Below are 20,054 nucleotides of genomic sequence, written 5' to 3' on the forward strand. Positions count from 1 at the left end.
TCATTCCCGGCATCCGTTGGACGCCCGCCCGATCGGCATTGGCAGTTCGGAACTTTCTGTTGTGTCGGCGATTGACCCGCTGAGTTCGGTTCGGAAGAAGGGTGCCGCCATGGCCAACGAGAATTCTCGCTCGAAACCCGTTATTCGGTCTCCGAACACCGATGGTTTGCCACACCCGAGGCGAGACGCCGGTGATACGGACGCAGGGGCGAAATCGCCGACGCCGAAGACTGCCGGAGGATCTCACCCTTCAGCTCCTCCCCTGGACAATCCCACAGCCAATCGAAATGCCGGTCGTCCCCGTCAGCCCAGCACGACTCCGCGACCGACGGACAAGCCCTTGGACTGATCCTGTGGCGCCTTCGAGTGCCCGTCAACGCGAAACGTCGCGCAGCGACCCCAGGTCGGCCAGCGCAGCCAGGATAGCTGCTTCAGTCGCCGGCTTGGGCACGAATTTGCAGTCGCGAAAGGATGCCGGTAGGTCGCGCGCGCCAAATCCCGTCATGAGGGCGAAGGGAACACCCTGCGCCTGCAATGTCTCCGCGAGGGGCAGGCTCGTTTCACCGTTCAACTGAATGTCCAGCAACGCCATGTCGATCTTGTCCGAGCCGACGAGACGAAGCGCCGCGGCTACCGAAGGCGCGGGACCGACCACCTGGTAACCGGCGCTACGCAGGACCAACGCGGTGTCTTCCGCGATCAGCCATTCATCCTCGACAACCAGGACGCGCGGTCCGTCGTTCACGACCCCTCCTTCCGGTTAACGGGAAATGCGATCTGAACGTTGAGGCCTTCCTTGCGAAAAGCGGTTTCGACATGGCCGCCAAGCCTGTAGCCGATCTCTCCCTGCAGCAGCGTGAGGCCGAAGCCGCTGCCGACGGGTTCATTGACAGGGGGACCGTCCTTCTCGCGCCAGGTAAGCGTAAACATGTCGTCAGCGATCGACCACATCACCACCACCTTGCCACGAGGTTTGGAAAGAGCGCCATATTTGGCCGCGTTGGTGGCCAGTTCGTGGACGGCCATGCTAAGGGAAAGGCCCTGTTGCGGTCCAAGTTCTATCTCCTGGCCGTTCAGTTCGAACCGTTCAATGCCAAACGGCTCGAGCTCCTGGTGAAGCAGCTCGCTGACCGAAGCTTCCTTCCAGCTTTTCCGGCTCAATAATCCATAGGCCCGCGACATCGCATGCAAGCGCCCGATCAAGGCTTCCGCGAATTCATCCTTCGACACGGATTTCTCCCGCGTGCGGCTCGCAATGCTGACGATCACCGCCAACATGTTCTTGACCCGGTGGTTGAGCTCAGAGATGAGAACCTGCTGATGTTCTTCCGCCTGAGCCAGAGTGGTGACGTCGACCAGTGTCACGACCACACCCTGAACGCGGTTGCTCTTGTCCCGATAGGGATTGATATGGACCATGTGAAACCGCCCGGCGCTGTCGCGCGCAAGGTGGTGGTTCAGGGTCTCGCCTGTCTCGAACACCTCGGCGATATGCTGCTTCAACTCGGGATACTCCAACTGGCTCGACAGGTCCGTCAGCGGCCGGCCGACGTCGGAGGGTCGCAGACTGAAGAACGACGAAGCCGCGGGCGTGAAGGTCCGCACCACTAGATTGCGATCGAGGAAAATGGTCGCGATCTCCGTGCTTTCGAACAGGTTGCGCAGATCGCTGTTGGCGTGATCGAGTTCCTCGATCTTGTTCGTCAACTCGGCATTGATAGTGTTCAGTTCCTCATTGAGCGACTGCATTTCCTCCTTCGAGGCCTCAAGTTCCTCATTGGTCGACTGGGCCTCCTCGTTGACAGAGACGAGTTCCTCGTTGGACGATTTCACCTCTTCCAGTGCGGTCTCATATTCCTCGATCGTCGATTGCAGGCGCTCCCTCGCATCGCGCAGTTCTCGCTCCAGATCGGCGGTGCTGTCGGTGTCATGGCTGCCGCCTTCGTCTGTGCGGATCTGCGTAGGTCCCGACGGTTCGAACAGGACGAGATAGAGCGGCTCGCCATTGTCGCGTTCCGCCAGCGGCTCAATGGTGAGCTTGATCGGCTGGATCCGCTCATCATCCTCCTCGACCGTGAGATTTTCCCGTATGACGGTCCGGCGCGTCGACGTCGCTTCCCGCAGCGCGGCGCGCAGGTCGAGTCGCAGCCCACGGCGCGCCATTGTCAACAGTTGCCGGCTGGGAATGCCTTGCGGCGCTTCGAGATATTTGCCGGTGCGAGCTGAGTAGTAGACGACATCGCCCTCGGCGTTGACCAGCACATGCGGGGGGGCGAAGCGCTCCAGCACCTGCGCCTCGACCGCCTGGCGTAGGGGATAACCGGCGGCTCCCTTCCTCAAGCCAGTGCTCTCGGACGGGAATGCGCCTGAACGGCCATCGCCGATCAGGGCCGGCAGCCTGACATGCGGCGAGGCATGCTCCCGCGCCTGGAAGATGCGATGTTTCTTGTCGACGGTAGCGAACAGATCGTCGTTCTGTCCGACGCTCTCCGAGGTGCCGAGGAAAAGATAACCGCCGGGCTTCAGGGCGTAATGGAAAATAGGAATGACCCGGTTCTGAATGGCGGGGCCGAAATAGATCAGCAGGTTACGGCACGACACCAGGTCCATGCGTGAGAAAGGCGGGTCGCGAACGACGCTGTGCGGCGAAAAGATGCACAGCTCCCGTATCTCGTTGCTGATGACATAGGTGTCCCCGTCGCCATTGAAAAACCGCTGGCGGCGTTCGGGGGAAAGTCCCTGCAGCAGGGCTTCAGGATAGCGCCCTGCCCGCGCCACCGCCAGCGCCGGTTCGTCGATATCGGTCGCGAATATCTGGATTCGCGGAACGACCGGGAGCTTTTCCACATGTTCGCGCAGCAGGATGCCGATGGAGAACACCTCTTCGCCTGTGGCGCAGCCGGGAATCCACACCCTGATGATGTCGTTGGCGGTCTTGCCTTCGAAGAGTTGCGGTACGATCTTTCGCTCGAGCAGTTCGAAGGCCTCGGGATCGCGAAAGAAGTTGGTGACGTTGATCAGCAGGTCGCGAAAAAGGTTCATCACCTCGCGAGGGTCCTTCTGCAGCCATTCCACGTATGCGCCAATGGATTGCATCTGCGCGATCTGCATGCGCCGCTTGATGCGTCGCAGGAACGTCTTGGTCTTGTAGCCCGAGAAATCATGGCCTGAGTGGCTGCGCAGGATGCCGTAGATCTGGGACAGGACCTTTTCCATACCCGCCGTGCGGACGCTATCCTCCTCCGCCAACCCATTCAACGCGTCGAAGCCGCGCGTGAAGGCTTCCAGTTTCGTGCCGATCTCCTCGGCGGGCGCGGCTATATCGATAAGTCCGCTGGTGATGGCGCTCTGCGGCATATCGGGGTTGCGCGGGCCGTAGCCGTCGGAGATCTGCGCGACGGTGAGCCCGCCATGCTCCTTGATCGCCTTGGCGCCCAAAGTTCCATCGGAATCTCCGCCCGACAGGATGACGCCGACGGCATGTTCCCCCTGGTCTTCGGCAAGTGCGCTGAAGAAGATGTCTATGGGTTTGCGCTCCTGGCTGAACCCATTGGGCCGGCGCAGGCGCAGCATTCCCTTGTCGATGGTCATGGTCACGTTCTGCGGCATGACATAGACGTGGTTTGGTTGAACGATCATGCCGTCCGCCGCGATTTCGACCGCCATTTCGGTGTAGCGGCCGACGACCTCGTGCAACAGGCTCTCTCGCTTGGGGCTGAGATGAGTGATGACGACGAACGCCATGCCGGGCTGATCGGCCATACCCTTGAACAGCCCTTCCATCGCCGGAATCCCGCCGGCGGACGCGCCGACGCCAACGATGGGAAATCTTTTCGACTGGGCTGTCACTGGAAGTTCCCCTTTCGGCACCTGTGTGCGAAATCACTTATGAAGCAGGCGGACAGCAGGTAAGCATAGGCGCGGCGGAGATACGGAACAAGTCGCGACGGATGGCGTTGAATTTGGAGTTCACGTGTTCAATGACCAAACGTCCATTCTGAAACAAAGCTCCCGACGCACATGGAGTCAGCGGCGTGGAATTGCTCGACGATTTCGGCCGGGCTCGTGCCGACACGCCAGCAGGCTCGGCCAGGGAGACTGTTTCCACGAGATACTGGTCGAGAAAGGATGACGAGGTGCGCGATCTGCAAGGGGTGCATCTTCTGATCGTCGAAGACGAATGGATGGTAGCCGGAGATCTCGCCCGTTATTTCAGCAATATGGGTGCGATCATCCTGGGACCGGCAGCGACGGTCGAACAAGCATCATTGCACACTGAATCGGCCGAGGCTGCCATCCTCGACGTCAACCTCAACGGGCGACGTGTCTTTCCGATCGCGGACGAACTGATGCGCCGCGGCGTCCCGTTCGTGTTTTTCAGCGGTGACAGCGATATCGCCATTCCCGAACATCTCCGGCATGCCAGCAACCTGCGAAAATCCTCGGGCAGCGGGGCTGTATTCAACGCCCTTTTCCCGCCGCAAGGCCCGGCTGAGGCGAGCGGCTTTGTGCCAAGTTCGCCGGATGACGTGTTTTCGCTCCTGCCCAAGCTCAGGCTTGCGGCACGTCTGTTGCTGGGGGATGTGGAAGCCTCCGACCGGCTTGTCGAAAGGACGCTCGAGCGAGCGATCCGTGACATCGACCAAAGGCGGATCGGCCAGTCCACCGAAGACTGGCTTAACGCCATCATGCGCGATTTGGCAAAGTCCGGCGGCGCAAGGCTTCTGAACTGAGCCGAACCAGGTTTCCGATTGATCGCCAGCCGGCCCTCGGTCAGCCCTTTTGGTCACGCTCGACGAACTTGTTGAAACGGCTGGTTTGCCCGCCGCCGGTGTTGGCCTGGTAAAGAAAAGCCAGACGGTTCTCATCGAATATCCGAAAGAACTCATCCCATTCGACTGGTTCGAATGCCTCCTCGGGCTCGCCGAAATCGATCCGCAGGATGCCGCCCTCGCCCTTGGTTCGCACCACTGCCGGCCGGCCGTTCCGCTCCTCGGCCCATTTGCGAATCTCCTCGTGATTGGTGGTCGTCTGCGATTGCGACATCGAAATCTCCTTTGGACCTGCTCTCTCGCCGCGCACGCACCGCGGCAACTGTTGAGCGTCCTAACAGCACACGGCAGGCAATGTTCCAGCACCCGTCGCGCGGTGCGATGCGCCTGCTGTCGAATGAAACCGCCAGGAGAACTTTGTTGATGCGCAGGGAACAAAGCTTTTGCCGAGAAGTTGGGGGCGCCGAGGTCACCAGTCCGAGGAGTTGTCGTGAAACGTATACTGGTCACAGGGGGCTGTGGTTTCATTGGTCGCCACGTCGCACAAGAATTCGCCGATCACGGTTATTCGGTTTGCATCCTAGATGCATTGCTGGATCAGGTGCATGGCGGCGAAGCGGTCAACCTTCCCGCTGGAGCCGAACTGATCAAGGGCGACGTGCGCGATCGCGAAGCCGTCACCAAGGCGCTGAAGGGCGTCGACGGGGTGGTTCACCTGGCTGCGGAAGTCGGCGTCGGCCAATCCATGTACGAGATCGCCCGCTATGTCGGCGCCAACGATCTCGGCACTGCAACACTGCTCGAGGTGTTGATCAAGCACCCGGTCGAGCGGATCGTCGTCGCGTCTTCGATGAGCGTCTACGGCGAAGGTCTGTATGCCACGCCCGACGGCCGGCGCGTCGGCAACGCCCGGCGCAAGGCCAACGACCTCAAAGGCGGACAGTGGGATCCCTTGTCGGCGGACGGTGAACCTCTCTCGCCGTTGCCGACAGACGAAGAAAAGCCGATCGATCTCGCCTCCATCTATGCATTGACGAAGTATGCCCAGGAACGCGCCGTGCTGATCTTCGGCGAAGCCTATGGCGTCGATGCGGTGGCGCTGCGCCTGTTCAACGTTTTCGGCGCCGGACAGGCGCTTTCAAACCCCTATACCGGCGTGCTGGCCAACTTCGCCTCGCGTCTGGCCAACGGCAAGCGGCCGATGATCTTCGAAGATGGCCAGCAGAAGCGCGATTTCGTTCATGTACGTGACGTCGCCCGCGCCTTTCGCCTGGCACTGGAGCAACGCCAGGCAAAAGGCCACGTCATCAACATCGGAAGCGGCCGGGCTTATGCGATCCGCGATGTCGCGCGGCTGCTGGCCGAGGCCATGGGAACGCCGGACCGCTCGCCCGAGCTGCTCGGCAAAGCGCGTTCCGGTGACATTCGCAACTGCTTCGCCGACATTTCCAAGGCGCGCGAACTGCTGGGTTTCGAACCAGGGCGGCAGTTGGAGAATTCCCTCGGCGACTTCGTTTCCTGGGTGCGCAACACGATTGCCATCGATCGCGGCGCCGACATGAAACGCGAGCTCGAAGAACGCGGGCTGGTGTCATGAAGCCGGGTAGACGCAATCGTCGCGAAGCACCTGTCGCCATCGTCGGCGGCAGCGGCTTCATCGGGTCCAATCTCGCCGACAGCTTGTTGTCGGACGGCGAGCCGGTGCTGGTGATCGACAATCTCAGTCGCCCCGGTGTCGAACAGAACCTTGAATGGTTGTCGCACAAGCATGGAAGCCGCCTCACCGTGGAAACTGTCGATGTGCGCGACGCCAACGCCTTGGCTTCGGCCCTCACGGGGTCGAAAGCCATATTCCACCTGGCCGCGCAGACCGCCGTTACCACCAGCCTGGTTCGGCCGGGCGAGGATTTCGACATTAACCTTAGGGGAACTTTCAACGTCCTGGAGGCGGCGCGACAGAGCGGCGAACGCATCCCGGTGATCTTCGCCAGCACCAACAAGGTGTACGGCAGCCTCCCCGACATCGCAGTTCGCCCGGAGGGCGAGCGCTATGTGCCCTGCCACCCTGCGATCCGCACCGAGGGTATCGGCGAGGGCCGCAGCCTGGACTTTTGCACACCCTATGGCTGCTCCAAAGGCGCGGCCGACCAGTACGTGCTCGACTACGCCAAGTCCTATGGCTTGCCGACGGCGGTCCTGCGGATGAGCTGCATCTACGGTCCGCGCCAGTTCGGAACGGAGGACCAGGGCTGGGTTGCGCACTTCCTGCTTTGCGCGCTTTCGGGGCGGCCGATAACCATTTACGGCGACGGCAGGCAGGTGCGCGACATCCTGCACGTCTCCGATGCGGTTGCAGCCTACAGGGCCGTGCTCGACCGGATCGAGACGATCACGGGCCAGGCGTTCAATCTCGGCGGCGGACCGAAAAATGCGCTCAGCCTGCGCATGCTGTTGAGCGAGATCGGTACCCTGACGGATCGAGCACTGTCGATCCGTTATGAGGCAGAGCGGACGGGCGACCAGCCCTTCTTCGTCGCCGATACCAGGAAGATGCAAACCACGCTTGGCTGGACGGCGCATGTTTCGTGGCGCGAAGGCATCCGCGACCTCGCCGAATGGTTGCAGCGTCACCGGCTCGAACCCCACGCCGAAGCCGAGAGGTACGTCGCATGAAAATCGCGTTGGTCAACCCATTCTGGACCTACGACGACAGCATCTATTTCGGCTGCCGCCAACCGCATCTACCCCTGGAACTCGGCTACTCGAAAGCCTTGCTCGAACGGGCTGGCCATGAGGTTCTGATGCTGGACGGACAGCTTCAGAAGCTTGACAATTCCAGCCTTTCCGAACGGGTGGCCGAGTTCGCGCCGGCAATGACGGTCGTCACCACCGCGCCGACCTATCTGTTCTGGCGCTGCGCGCCGCCGGAATTGCGCGTGCCGGCCGATTTTCTCAACCGTCTTGCCGGGCGGGGCGGGCACACCGTCGCGGTCGGGCCGCATGGCTCGGCGACACCGGCGCCAACGCTGCGCAAGCTCGGCGTCGACATCATCGTGCGCGGCGAATGCGAGGAGGTCGTGGCCGACCTTGCACGGCGCGATGATTGGAGTGCGGTGTCGTCAACCGCCTACTTTAGCGAAGCAAGGCTGATCTCGAACGGCGGCGTCCACGCCAGTTCGTTCATCGACCATCCGCCGCTCGAATGGCCATCGGACTGGATCGCCGCGCACGCGCACCACCATCACAGGTTCGACGACCACCAGGTGGGGTTCGGCGCGGAAGTCGAGGCGTCGCGCGGCTGCCCTTACAATTGCAGCTTCTGCGCCAAGATGGATTTCCGCGATGCCTATCGCCGCCGAAATCACGAGGCGGTCGTGACGGAAATAGACCGGCTGATCGCCCAAGGTGTCGGCTATATCTACTTCATCGACGAGATTTTCCTGCCGCAGAAAGCCTTGCTGGAGGCACTGGTCGACCGTGACGTGAAATTCGGCGTACAGACCCGCATCGACCTGTGGAAGCCCGAACTGCTGGAATTGCTTGGCGCGGCCGGTTGCGTGTCAATCGAAGCGGGCCTCGAAAGCCTGACAGTGGAGGGCCGGGCCATGCTGGCCAAGCGCTGCCGCCTGGGCACGGAGGAACTCGCCGCGCTGCTCGTCGATGCAAGACGCCATGTTCCGTTCGTCCAGGCCAATCTGATCGGCGTGGTCGAAGATGACCCTGCCCTGGTCGACTACTGGCGAAACCACCTGATCGACAACGGGGTATGGGCCAATGAGCCGGTACCGCTCTATCCCTACCCGAGTTCGCCCAGCTATCGCGAGCTTTGGGGCGAGCCCGATGACATCGCGTGGGAGCGCGCGCATGAACACTATCTCGCCTCGTTCCAAAAATTCAGCGACATCCAGGAGAAGCGCCCGCGTCCGCTGGCGGAACTGGAGGCGACATGTTGCGGACACTGACCCCGCGTTCGCGGCGCATCCTGATGACGGTCGATGCCGTGGGCGGCGTGTGGCGGTACGCGCTTGATCTGGCGCGGGAATTCGTGGACGGCGGGGACAGCGTTTTGCTCGCCGGTCTCGGTCCGGAACCATCCACGCAACAGGCCGAAGAAGCACAGTCCTTGGCGACACTGACCTGGCTGAACACGCCGCCGGATTGGATGACCCGCAATGCCAGCGACCTCGATGCGTTGCCGGGGGAGTTGCATGCGCCCATTCGTGACCACGCCATCGACCTTGTTCATCTCAATGCCCCGACGCAGGCAGTGGGGCTCGATGCGCCCTGCCCTATCGTGGTGGTCTCGCATTCCTGCGTGGTCACATGGTTCCATGCCGTCAAGGGACAGGCGGTGGACAGCGCATGGGATTGGCAGAAGCAGCGCAACAGGCGCGGCTTCGACACGGCCGACGCCGTCATCGCGCCGAGCCACAGCCACGCCGGCATGCTCGAAACCTGCTATGGACAAATCGCGCGTCTTAATGTCGTCGCCAACGGCGCCCGCCCGGTAGCGAAAGCCGAAAAGCGTCAACCGCTCGTCTTCGCCGCCGCCCGCTGGTGGGACGAAGCCAAGAACGCGATGGCGATCGACCAGGCCGCGTCGATAACGCAATGGCCCGTCTTTGCAGCCGGTTCCACGCAAGGTCCGGACGGCCAGCGCGCCGGCTTCAGCCATGCCGTCGCTCTCGGAGCGCTACCGCATGATGAGATGCGCTCCCTGATGGCGCGCGCCGGAATCTTCGTGTCGCCATCGCTCTACGAGCCGTTCGGCCTGGCGACGCTGGAAGCGGCCATGTCGGCGACGCCGCTGGTTCTATCCGACATCGCCACCTACCGCGAGTTATGGGACGGGGCCGCGTTATTCTACGACGCGCGCGATCCGCATGATCTCGCCGCCTGCATCAACCGTCTCTCCGCGGATGCGCAGCACAGGCGGGAGCTCGGACGGGCAGCCCTGCGCCGGAGCCGCAGGTTTTCGTTGGCGAGGCAGGCAGCGGCCATGCGCGACGTCTACGACAAAGCGGCCCTAGCGATGGCGGAGCGCTGATCATGCGCTTTCTGTTCTATACCCATTCGGTCGTTTCCGACTGGAACCACGGCAACGCACATTTCGTGCGCGGCGTCATGCGGGAGCTGGTCGCACGCCAGCATCAGGCGATCGCGCTGGAGCCGGCGGACGGCTGGAGCCGCTCGAATCTGCTGGCCGAGAAGGGCTCCTTCGCCATCGAGCGCTTCAGGAACGATTTCCCCGAGCTGATGCCGGTGACCTACGATGCCGGCTTCGACCACGAGGCCTGGATCGCCGATGCGGACGTGGTGGTCGTCCATGAATGGACCGAGCCGGACCTCGTCGCGCGCCTTGGTCGCGCCAGGGCCAACGGCGGCAACTTTATCCTCCTGTTTCACGACACCCACCACCGCGCCGTGTCGGCGACCGAGGCGATCTCGGCGCTCCGGCTGGAGCATTACGACGGCGTCCTCGCCTTTGGCGAAGCCCTGCGCGAGAGCTACCTGCGCGCCGGGTGGGGCAAACGCGTCTTCACCTGGCACGAGGCGGCTGACGACCGCCTGTTCAGACCGCATCCTGAGATCCGCCCGACCTCCGATCTGATCTGGATTGGAAACTGGGGCGACGACGAGCGTACCGCGGAGCTCAAGGAATTTCTGATCGAGCCGGTGCACGAACTCGGCCTCGATGCCACCGTTCATGGCGTGCGCTACCCCAGGCAGGCGCTCGCCGATCTCGCAGCCGCCGGCCTGCGCCATGAAGGCTGGATCGCCAATGCCGACGTGCCGAAGGCGTTCGCAACGCATCGTGTCACGGTGCATGTTCCGCGCCGCCCCTATCGGGAAGGCCTGCCCGGCATTCCGACCATCCGCGTGTTCGAGGCGCTCGCCTGCGGCATTCCGCTGATTTCGGCCCCGTGGTCCGACACCGAGCAACTGTTCAGGCCAGGCGTCGATTTCCTGTTTGCGGACAATGGCTCCCAGATGCGGCGACACCTCCGGGCCGTACTCGGCGACGCGGATTTCGCTGCCTCCCTGGCGGCGTCTGGTCTCGAGACCATCCGCCTGCGGCACACATGCCGGCACCGCCTGGACGAGTTGTTCGGCGTGCTCGCCGAATGCGGACCTCAACATATCACCAATCCGACCGCCGCAAAGGAAGCTGCTGAATGAAGATCGCTTTTTATGGATCGAGCCTGTTGTCGTCCTACTGGAACGGCGCCGCTACCTATTACCGTGGGTTGCTCAAGGCGCTTTCCCAACTCGGCTACGAAATCACCTTCTATGAACCTGACGTCTATGACCGCCGGAACAACCGCGACATCGAGGCGCCGGATTGGTGCGCCGTCGTCGTGTACGAGGCGACCCAGCACGCGCTGATGCAGGTGGCGGCGTGCGCCGCCGAGGCGGATATCGTCGTCAAGGCGAGCGGCGTCGGTTTCGAGGATGAGGCGCTGCTGCGCGCCGTGCTCGATCACGCGCGTCCTGACGCGCTCGTCGTGTTCTGGGACGTGGATGCTCCGGCGACGCTCGGCCAATTGCGCGATGAACCGGACCATCCGCTGCATGCCGCGCTGCGGCAAATCGATCTTGTGCTGACCTATGGCGGCGGCGACCCCGTGGTCTGGGCCTATCGCGCCATGGGAGCGAAGGAATGCGTGCCGATCTACAATGCGCTCGATCCTGAAACGCATCATCCAGTCGCCAGTCAGGCGCGTTTTGCTTGCGACCTCGCTTTCCTCGGAAACCGGCTGCCGGACCGTGAGGCGCGCGTCGAGGCGTTTTTTCTCGATCCGGCCAGCCGTTTGCAGGAGCAGCGTTTCCTGCTTGGCGGATCGGGCTGGGGCGACAAGCCGCTTCCCGCCAATGTCGGTTGGCTCGGCCACGTCGGCACCCGTGACCACAACGCCTTCAACGTCACCCCGAAGGCCGTGTTGAACATCAGCCGCGACAGCATGGCCGCAAACGGCTTTTCGCCCGCCACCCGGGTTTTCGAGGCGGCGGGCGCCGGTGCCTGCCTCATCACGGATGCGTGGCTGGGCGTCGAACTGTTCCTGAAACCCGGCGAGGAGATCCTGGTCGCGCGCGACGGCGGCGATGTCGCCGAAATCATGCGCACCTTGACCCCCAATCGGGCAAAGGCGATCGGCGCGTCCGCGCTGCGCCGCGTCCGCGGTGAACATACCTACGCCATGAGAGCGGCCGTGACCGATACGGTCTTGAGGCAGCACTTCGAGCGCGGGACCGTGGAGGCGGCGTAATGACCAAGCGGCTCAACATCGTCTTTCTCGGCCTGTCCCTCTCCTCGTCCTGGGGAAACGGCCACGCCACGACATTTCGAGGCCTGCTGAAAGGCCTGCATGAACTCGGTCACCGCGTGACCTTCCTGGAGCGCAACGTGCCGTGGTATGCCAATCACCGCGACTTGCGCGATCCCGATTTCTGCACTCTGCGCTACTACGAAACGACGCAGGAGTTGCAACAGGACTGGGCACGATGCCTGCAACAGGCCGATGTCGTGGTCGTCGGGTCCTTCGTTCCGGAGGGGCGCGCGGTCATCGACATTGCCGTGGCGCTCTGCAAAGGGGCGCTCTGCTTTTATGACATCGACACGCCGGTGACCCTGGCAAAGCTTTCGACGGATGAATGCGACTATCTTAGTCGGCGGCAGATTCCGTATTTCGATGTCTATTTCTCCTTCACCGGCGGGCCGACGCTTGGCCGACTGGCGCAGGATTTCGGTGCGCGCCGTGCCGAACCGCTCTACTGTTCGGTCGATCCGCAACGGCATCACCGAACCGCCGACCCAGTCGGCTGGGACCTCGGTTATCTCGGCACCTACAGCACCGACCGGCAGGCAACGCTCAACGCGCTGTTGCTCGAGCCCGCACGGCGCATGCCGGAGCGCCGTTTCGTCGTCGCCGGCTCGCAATATCCGTCCGACATCGTCTGGCCTGAGAATGTCGAACGAATCGAACATTTGCCGCCGGCCGACCATGCCGCATTCTATAGCCGCCAGCGCTACACGCTGAACGTCACGCGCAGATCGATGATCGCCGCCGGATGGTCGCCCAGCGTACGGCTTTTCGAGGCTGCCGCTTGCGGCACGCCGATTATCAGCGATCGCTGGCCGGGTCTCGACAGCTTCTTTCCTGCTTCGGCGATCCGCACGGCCGACAAGGCGGATGACATCGTCGATATCCTGCTCAGGGAATCCGAGCGCGCCCGGCTCGCCATGGCCGGCCGGGCGCGCGAACTCGTCCTGGCAGCACATACCGGTGCGGCCAGGGCCCGCGAATTCGTGTCGCTGCTGACACGACCGAGAGCGGCGATGATCGATCTCGATATCGGAACCGCAGCATGACTGAAAGACAGGAGAAAACAGCGATGCGGCAAACAAGAAAAGCGCGAAGGGCGAAGACAGTGCTTGTCGCCGGCGGCGCGGGTTTCCTCGGCTCGCATCTTTGCGAAACGTTGTTCCGCAACGGCTGGCGTGTGATCTGCGTCGACAATTTCCTTACCGGCCGCATGGACAACATCGTCTCGATCATGGACCAGCCGCGCTTCCGGCTGATCGAGCAGGATATCTGCCGGCCGCTGAACCTCGGCGAGCCGGTCGATCGCGTTTTCAACCTGGCATGCGCTGCTTCGCCGCCGCGCTACCAGGCCGATCCGATACACACGACACGCACCTGCGTCATCGGAACGCTCAACCTGCTCGAACTCGCCGCCCGCAACAATGCGCGATTCCTGCAGGCGTCGACAAGTGAAGTTTATGGCGACCCGGAACAACATCCGCAACGGGAAGACTATGTTGGCCATGTGAACTTCACCGGCCCGCGCGCCTGCTACGACGAAGGCAAGCGCACCGCCGAAACGCTTTGCTTCGATTATCTGAGAGCAGCAAAAGCCGATATTCGCGTGGCTCGCATCTTCAATACCTACGGTCCCAGGATGGACCCCGCCGACGGCCGCATCGTCTCGAACCTGATCATGCAGGCGCTTGAGAAGCGCTCGATGACGATATTCGGTGATGGGTTGCAGACAAGGTCCTTCTGCTACGTCTCCGATCTGATCGAAGGTATGATGCGCCTGATGGATCTCGACCCCAATCCCGGAAAACCTGTCAACCTGGGCAATCCCGGAGAATTCACCATCATGCGACTGGCATCCATGGTGAGAGACATGACCGGAACCAAATCGGATCTGAAATTCCTGCCCTTGCCGCAAGACGATCCCCGCCGCAGGCAGCCCGACATCTCGCGTGCAAAGGCGCTGCTCGGCTGGACGCCGAAAGTGCCCCTCAGGCAAGGGCTGATGCAGACGATCGGATACTTCTCCAATCTCGAAACCAGCGAGATCGACGGCCGGATGACAGCTATTGCGACAAACGCAAGATCGGGCAGGTTGCAGGACCTTCCGGCCTGAGGCCAGGCCGCCGCAGCCACGTGTTCCGGCATGACCGCTTAAGCACGGTCATGCCTCCTGCCGCACTTTTGCGGATTGCGCGGAACATCCTGGCAAGCTCGGGGTTTGACGATGAGATCCCGCTATGGAGAACGGACCTGTGCAACCCAAACGATCCGCAAAGGATATCGAGCAGATTGCGGAAAGAGAGACGGCTGCCTTTCTGCGACGGGCCTCCATCACCTATCTCGAGTGCTGCGTCAGCCTGATGATGACGCATCTGCAGCGCGAGGAAGTGGCCACCATTCTCGAACGCGAAGCGGACATGCTGCGAAGACTGGACTGATCGTCACGGCCCGGACCTCTCCAGGAAGCGTAGCAGCCCTTTCTTGTACCGCGTTGCCGCAGCTACCAGCCTTGGCTTCTCCGGGCCATGCTCGGATCGGGCAGCAACGTCCCAGAGTCCCAGTTGAAACGCCAGGTAGCAAGGTTCGAGATAGTCAATTAGGCCGGTATCGATATTGAGCCGCTCCCCGGCTTCCATGCGGTGGACCAACGTCGCTAGCTCGCTGTCGGAAAATCCATATTCGACGCGAGCGCCGGCAATGTCCCACTCTATGGGCTGGCAGCCGATCAAATCATGTCCCCGGCAGTGATCGACGGCATCCGTCTTGATCAACGTCCCGTCGGCACAAACGAGAAACTCCCACGGGTGAAGCCTTCCGTCGATCTCGACCCGTGGCAGCGCTTGCGCAGGGCTTTGCTTCGAGAACCAGTTCCGCAGCTCCGCCGCGCACCGCTCGGCAAGAGCTTCGGCGCCATTGTAGACGGCCATATCAACGAGTTCCGGCAATGGAGCACCGGGCTCCGGAGTTCCCAGATTAGCCGCACGCCAGGCGAGATAGCGTGCGAGCTCCGCGACAAGCCTGTCTTTCGATAGGCTTGCCTGATCCATTGTCTTGCCGTCGGCCCACCGTTCAACCAGAAAACCGTGACAAAGCCCGACGACCTGCGGTCCGAAGCCGGCTTCGTGCAGCATCTCCGCGGTTTGCATCTTGCGCTGCCCGGTTTGACCGAGGCCGGCAAATTTGACGAGCCACCGATCGCGTCCCGCGGACGCCAGGAATTTTCGCCGCTCGATGCCGCGTTGACTCGGCGGCCAGAGCCTCTCCTCGGCGTAGTGGAGGTTTCGCCACTCTCCAGCGGATATTTCGGTCAGGGCCAATTGCGGGCTGCCGGCAGCCTCCGCCACCCAATCGCGTAGCGTCGGCATTTGCGCGCCGCCCGGGAAGGTGCGTTCGAAGGCCCGCGCCACATGTTTGCGGCAACCCGACCATGTCTCACGAACCTCCTTAGAGGCTTCGGCACCCGGACCGCGGGAATGGCTGGGGAACAGGTGAATGCGATCCCTATCGATGCCCAGCCCCCGCAGCCATGCGACGACGGCATGCATCGAACTGCCCGACAGGCCGGGGCCCTCGTCGACGACAGCGAAGCAAGCCGAGGGCTTGTCCCTCCAGGCGCTGATCAATTCCGGGTCGGCGTTGACATACCTGCGGAAAGGATGGCCGATCGGGCGCACGCTGATGGGTACCGGCGCGTCGATCGCCGCGGCGACCAGGGCGGCAAGCCCGAGGCCAATGCTGCGGATGCCGATGACGCATGTATTCGCGTCGAGGCCTGATGCCCGCGCCGCGCCGAGATAGCTTTCAGGATAGAGCGCATAATGCGCGTATCCCTCGGCCGTGCCGGTAAGAACCTTGCCCTGGCAGTCGAGCGCGGCCAGCATATGCCTCAGCATGGGATCGACGGCGCCGGTCACTGTGAAGCCGCTTCGCCAGGACCTCGCCACTTCCGCCGCAAGGCCGACCAGCAGCTTGGCACCTTGCCGCTGCCTCGGCGAAGGGGTGTCCCCGCCGCGGACCTCGAACTCGACATCGGCCAGTGCCTGGACCAGTTCCGAGACCTTGACGAACAACCCTACCAGCGCAGCGTGGCGTTGAATGCCACAGGGCCTGCAATCGAGGCTTTCAGCCATTTCGCTTGCAGCCTCGCGAAGCTGTCGCGCGTCTTCCGTTCGTTTGTGGTCGCCGTAGACGATCATCCACCGATTCCAAGCTCGCCGTGCGCCAACGCGGCATGCGCGGCTTTGATCCATCCTGCCGCGCGCAATTTTTCCACATGCCAAGGAACATTCCGGCAAGCTGACGGTTCGGGGCCCAGGAACTTACCTTGGACAGCACAGGACGGCAGTTTCGTGGGATCGAAGAAAGTTCGTGTCGGTATCGTCGGTGTAGGCAATTGCGCATCCTCCCTGGTGCAAGGCCTTTCCTATTACCGAGACGCAAAAGGCAACGAGCCGATCCCCGGGCTGATGCACGCCGATCTCGGCGGGTACCACGTCGATGACATCGAGGTCGTCTGTGCGTTCGACGTCGCCAAGGGCAAGGTCGGGTGCGACGTGGCCGAAGCGATCTACAGCGCCCCGAACAACACGTTCCGTTTTGCCGATGCGGTTGCAACCGGGGTTCGCGTGGAGCGTGGCCCCACGTTGGACGGCATCGGCAAATATCTGCGCACGGAAATCGAGGAAGCGCCGGAGCCGGTTGCCAATGTCAGCGAAATCCTGCGGAACAGCGGTGCCGATGTGCTCGTCTCGTACCTGCCGGTGGGGTCGGAGGAAGCGACGCGCTTTTATGCCGAATGCGCCCTCGAGGCCGGCTGCGCCTTCGTCAACTGCATACCGGTTTTCATCGCGTCACGGCCCGAATGGCGCCTGCGTTTCGAGGAACGCGGGCTGCCGCTGGTCGGCGACGATATCAAGAGCCAGGTCGGCGCGACAATCGTGCATCGGTTGCTGGCCAATCTCTTCCGCGAGCGCGGCGTCCGCATCGACCGCACTTATCAGTTGAACTTCGGCGGCAACACCGATTTCCTCAACATGCTGGAACGCGAGCGGCTGGAATCGAAGAAGATCTCGAAGACGCAGTCCGTGACCAGCCAGTTCGATGTTCCCCTGGAGCCGGGCAACATTCATGTCGGCCCCAGTGACCATGTGCCATGGCTCACCGATCGCAAATGGGCCTACATCCGGGTTGAAGGCACGACCTTCGGTGGAGTGCCGCTCAACGCCGAACTCAAGCTGGAAGTCTGGGATTCGCCCAATTCGGCCGGCGTGGTCATCGACGCCGTGCGCTGCGCCAAGCTGGCGCTTGACCGCGGCATCGCCGGCGCGCTGACCGGTCCGTGCAGCTATTTCATGAAGTCTCCGCCTGAGCAGTTCACCGATGCCGAAGCTCGGCAGCGCACGCTTGCATTCATCACAGGCAGGGACGAGCCTATGCTCGATGCCGCGGAATGACGACGACCTTCTTCCTGATCCGGCACGCGGCACACGACAATGTCGGCTCCTATCTGGCCGGACGGATGGGCGGAGTTCGCCTTGGCGAATCCGGCAGGGCTCAGGCGGCGCATCTTGGCCGCCGCATGGCCCGCGAGCCGATTGCCGCTATCTGGTGCAGCCCACGCGAGCGCACGCAGGAAACCGCCAAGCCGATCGCGACTGCCTGTAATGTCGGCGAAATCGCGATCTGCGCCGAACTCGACGAGATCGACTTCGGCATCTGGTCGGGAAAGACGTTCGAGGAACTGAACGGCGATGCCGGCTGGCAGGCGTGGAACAGCCGGCGGCAGGAAGCAAGCACCCCAAGCGGCGAAACCATGCTGGATGTCCAACAGCGTATCGTCTCGCTGATGGATCAGGCTCGCGAGCGGCATCAGAATCAATGCGTCGCGCTGATCAGCCATGCCGACGTGATCAAGGCAGCCATCTGCCATGTGCTTGGTCTGCCCGTCGGCGACAGTTTTCGCTTCGATATCGACCCCGCCTCAATCACGACGATCGTGTCCGGAGACTGGGGAGCAAAGCTCATCCGTCTGAACGAACTTGCCTGACGAGGACTTGCCGGATGCAGATGGTCATTTTCGGTCTCACCGTCACGTCTTCATGGGGAAACGGCCACGCCACCCTGTGGCGTGGCCTGATCCGCGCGCTGGCCCGGCACGGCTGGTCCATCACCTTTTTCGAGCGCAACACCCCCTACTATGCCGGTGCGCGGGACCTCGATCAACTGGATGGCGGCAATATCGTGCTCTACCCCGACTGGGAGGACATCCGGAGGGTCGCGGAGCAGACGATCAAGCAATCCGACGTCGTCATCATTACCTCCTACTGTCCCGACGCCGTGGACGCTTCGCGCCTGGCGCAGCAGGCATGCCGCGGGCTGCGCGTCTTTTACGACTTGGACACTCCGGTCACTCTGGCGCGCCTCGATCAAGGTGAACGCCCACCCTATTTCGGGCCCGAGGGCCTTGCCGATTTCGATCTCGTCCTGAGTTACACGGGCGGCTCGGCAATCGATGCACTCAAGTCGGTCCTCGGTGCACGCCACGTGGTGCCGCTCTATGGCCATGTCGATCCCGACCAACACCGGCCGGCAGTACCTAGGCCGGAATTTGCGGGCGATCTGTCCTATCTCGGGACCTATGCGGCAGATCGCCAGGCCGGCGTCGAGAAACTGCTGGTCCGTCCGGCCGCACTCCTGCCTGACCACCGCTTCATCATCGGCGGTGCACAATATCCACAGGAATTCCCGTGGAGCGACAACATCTTCTTCGTCAGGCATCTTCCGCCGGCAGATCATCCAGCCTTCTTTTCGTCGTCCCGCCTGACGCTGAATGTGACGCGCGAGGCGATGGCGCAAAAGGGGTGGTGCCCTTCGGGCCGGCTGTTCGAAGCAGCGGCATGCGGCGTACCGATCGTCACCGACACCTGGCCGGGCCTCAGCAGTTTCTTCGAACCCGGTAGCGAGATCCTGCTGGCGTACGACACAGACGACGTGATCGCGGCGCTCAAACTGCCATCGCACGAGCTCGATGCAATTCGAAGCCGTGCGCGTGAACGGGTTCTGGACGAACACACATCCACGCGGCGCGCGGCGGAACTGGATCGCATCCTGAACGAAGCCTTGCAGAGGTCGGCCGGCGAACCGATGAAGGAAGCAGTCTGATGTTGGGCATCGTGCCCGCTGCCGGACGCGGCAGCCGCATTCAACCGCTCGGCTTCTCGAAAGAGCTGCTGCCGGTCGGGAGCCGGATCGATGGACAGACAGAGCGCCCATGTGCCGTAAGCGAGTACCTGGTGCGGCGGATGGTGCGCGCCGGCGTCGACAAGGTCTGTTTCATCATCGGATCGGGTAAATCCGACATTCTCGAATACTATGCCGCGGGCTACGGAGCGGCGACCGCTCTGTTCGTGGTACAACCCAACCCCGTTGGCCTTTGCGACGCCATCTTCCGGGCAGCACCCCTCGTCGCACCGGACGAGACGGTGTTGATCGGGCTTCCCGATACGATCTGGTTTCCCGAAGACGGCTTCTGCCGTCTGCCGGACGACCGGCTGTCATTCCTGCTCTTCCCGGTGGATCGGCCGGAATTCTTCGATGCCGTGGTTCTCGACGAGGAGGGCCGGGTGCGGGAAATCCAGGTCAAGCGGCAGGACGCGGCGACGAACTGGATATGGGGCGCGTTCAAGATGCCGGGCCATGTCCTGCACCAGCTCGCGGCACTCTGGCGCGAGCGGGATTGCTATGACGAATATATCGGCACGTTGATCAACGCCTACCTGACGGCGGGCGGTCAGGCGTATGGGGTGAAGGCAGGGGCCGCCTACGTCGATGTCGGCACTTTCAACGGTTATCGCGCGGCCCTTCGGCTGCTCGACGACGATGCTGCGTCCAAACAGCACCGGCCCACGATGATCGCGCCTACTGCACATTCGCATGCCGTTCCGGGCGAAGGAGCTTAGCC

General features: G+C 62.6%; 18 protein-coding genes. 14 read left to right on the forward strand and 4 right to left on the reverse strand.

The annotated features are described in order from the left end of the window. Window positions 1–373: 373 nt before the first annotated feature. Window positions 374–745: a response regulator gene (locus tag LB545_RS24360; protein ID WP_140515210.1), complete on the reverse strand. Its 372-nt coding sequence runs from the start codon at window positions 743–745 to the stop codon at window positions 374–376. Then, on the reverse strand, window positions 742–3,849 hold the full coding sequence (locus LB545_RS24365; protein WP_140671949.1) for a CheR family methyltransferase: 3,108 nt from the start codon (window positions 3,847–3,849) through the stop codon (window positions 742–744). The genes LB545_RS24360 and LB545_RS24365 overlap by 4 nt, the downstream gene beginning before the upstream one ends. A 185-nt stretch (window positions 3,850–4,034) precedes the next feature. Between LB545_RS24365 and LB545_RS24370 the strand changes: the two genes are divergently transcribed. Further along, window positions 4,035–4,733, forward strand: a complete 699-nt coding sequence (locus LB545_RS24370; protein WP_224705971.1) for a response regulator — start codon at window positions 4,035–4,037, stop codon at window positions 4,731–4,733. 40 nt (window positions 4,734–4,773) lie between these two features. On the opposite strand, the gene LB545_RS24375 is transcribed toward LB545_RS24370, so the two are convergent. Further along, the gene (locus LB545_RS24375; RefSeq protein WP_140497420.1) at window positions 4,774–5,046 is read right to left on the reverse strand and encodes a hypothetical protein; all 273 of its coding nucleotides are present in this window, start codon (window positions 5,044–5,046) and stop codon (window positions 4,774–4,776) included. Window positions 5,047–5,262: 216 nt separating this feature from the next. Between LB545_RS24375 and LB545_RS24380 the strand changes: the two genes are divergently transcribed. The 9 genes from LB545_RS24380 to LB545_RS24420 all read left to right on the forward strand — a co-directional run bounded on the left by LB545_RS24380 (window position 5,263) and on the right by LB545_RS24420 (window position 14,532). After that, window positions 5,263–6,369 carry an NAD-dependent epimerase/dehydratase family protein gene (locus tag LB545_RS24380; protein ID WP_140628910.1) on the forward strand — a complete coding sequence of 369 codons (1,107 nt, stop codon included), beginning with the start codon at window positions 5,263–5,265 and terminating at the stop codon, window positions 6,367–6,369. Further along, complete coding sequence (locus LB545_RS24385; RefSeq protein WP_140561678.1) at window positions 6,366–7,445, forward strand: NAD-dependent epimerase/dehydratase family protein; 1,080 nt, start codon at window positions 6,366–6,368, stop codon at window positions 7,443–7,445. The genes LB545_RS24380 and LB545_RS24385 overlap by 4 nt, the downstream gene beginning before the upstream one ends. Beyond that, complete coding sequence (locus tag LB545_RS24390; protein WP_224705972.1) at window positions 7,442–8,734, forward strand: TIGR04295 family B12-binding domain-containing radical SAM protein; 1,293 nt, start codon at window positions 7,442–7,444, stop codon at window positions 8,732–8,734. The genes LB545_RS24385 and LB545_RS24390 overlap by 4 nt, the downstream gene beginning before the upstream one ends. Continuing rightward, window positions 8,719–9,819 (forward strand): glycosyltransferase family 4 protein, encoded by a 1,101-nt coding sequence (locus LB545_RS24395; RefSeq protein ID WP_224705973.1) that lies wholly within the window; start codon window positions 8,719–8,721, stop codon window positions 9,817–9,819. The genes LB545_RS24390 and LB545_RS24395 overlap by 16 nt, the downstream gene beginning before the upstream one ends. Before the next feature lie 2 nt (window positions 9,820–9,821). Beyond that, window positions 9,822–10,952 (forward strand): glycosyltransferase, encoded by a 1,131-nt coding sequence (locus LB545_RS24400; protein ID WP_224705974.1) that lies wholly within the window; start codon window positions 9,822–9,824, stop codon window positions 10,950–10,952. After that, window positions 10,949–12,040 carry a glycosyltransferase gene (locus tag LB545_RS24405; protein WP_140739972.1) on the forward strand — a complete coding sequence of 364 codons (1,092 nt, stop codon included), beginning with the start codon at window positions 10,949–10,951 and terminating at the stop codon, window positions 12,038–12,040. Before LB545_RS24400 ends, LB545_RS24405 begins: the two co-directional genes overlap by 4 nt. After that, window positions 12,040–13,143, forward strand: a complete 1,104-nt coding sequence (locus LB545_RS24410) for a glycosyltransferase (RefSeq protein WP_140497406.1) — start codon at window positions 12,040–12,042, stop codon at window positions 13,141–13,143. Before LB545_RS24405 ends, LB545_RS24410 begins: the two co-directional genes overlap by 1 nt. A gap of 23 nt (window positions 13,144–13,166) precedes the next feature. Continuing rightward, window positions 13,167–14,207: a UDP-glucuronic acid decarboxylase family protein gene (locus tag LB545_RS24415; RefSeq protein ID WP_140525130.1), complete on the forward strand. Its 1,041-nt coding sequence runs from the start codon at window positions 13,167–13,169 to the stop codon at window positions 14,205–14,207. Window positions 14,208–14,346: 139 nt separating this feature from the next. Next, window positions 14,347–14,532, forward strand: a complete 186-nt coding sequence (locus LB545_RS24420) for a hypothetical protein (protein WP_140497402.1) — start codon at window positions 14,347–14,349, stop codon at window positions 14,530–14,532. 3 nt (window positions 14,533–14,535) lie between these two features. Here the strand turns inward: LB545_RS24420 and LB545_RS24425 are convergent, their stop codons facing one another. Next, window positions 14,536–16,290 (reverse strand): hypothetical protein, encoded by a 1,755-nt coding sequence (locus LB545_RS24425; protein WP_224705975.1) that lies wholly within the window; start codon window positions 16,288–16,290, stop codon window positions 14,536–14,538. 153 nt (window positions 16,291–16,443) lie between these two features. Here LB545_RS24425 and LB545_RS24430 point away from each other — a divergent pair, with 153 nt between their 5' ends. From LB545_RS24430 to LB545_RS24445, 4 genes are read left to right on the forward strand one after another with little or no spacing between them, the layout of a single operon-like run. Continuing rightward, window positions 16,444–17,547 carry an inositol-3-phosphate synthase gene (locus LB545_RS24430; protein WP_140515202.1) on the forward strand — a complete coding sequence of 368 codons (1,104 nt, stop codon included), beginning with the start codon at window positions 16,444–16,446 and terminating at the stop codon, window positions 17,545–17,547. Continuing rightward, window positions 17,544–18,140: a histidine phosphatase family protein gene (locus LB545_RS24435; RefSeq protein ID WP_140515201.1), complete on the forward strand. Its 597-nt coding sequence runs from the start codon at window positions 17,544–17,546 to the stop codon at window positions 18,138–18,140. Before LB545_RS24430 ends, LB545_RS24435 begins: the two co-directional genes overlap by 4 nt. Before the next feature lie 14 nt (window positions 18,141–18,154). Beyond that, window positions 18,155–19,255: a glycosyltransferase gene (locus LB545_RS24440; protein ID WP_140497396.1), complete on the forward strand. Its 1,101-nt coding sequence runs from the start codon at window positions 18,155–18,157 to the stop codon at window positions 19,253–19,255. After that, window positions 19,255–20,052 carry a sugar phosphate nucleotidyltransferase gene (locus LB545_RS24445; RefSeq protein WP_140497394.1) on the forward strand — a complete coding sequence of 266 codons (798 nt, stop codon included), beginning with the start codon at window positions 19,255–19,257 and terminating at the stop codon, window positions 20,050–20,052. Before LB545_RS24440 ends, LB545_RS24445 begins: the two co-directional genes overlap by 1 nt. Window positions 20,053–20,054 lie beyond the last annotated feature (2 nt).

The organism is Mesorhizobium sp. BR1-1-6 (assembly GCF_020165355.1).
Classification (GTDB): Bacteria; Pseudomonadota; Alphaproteobacteria; order Rhizobiales; family Rhizobiaceae; genus Mesorhizobium.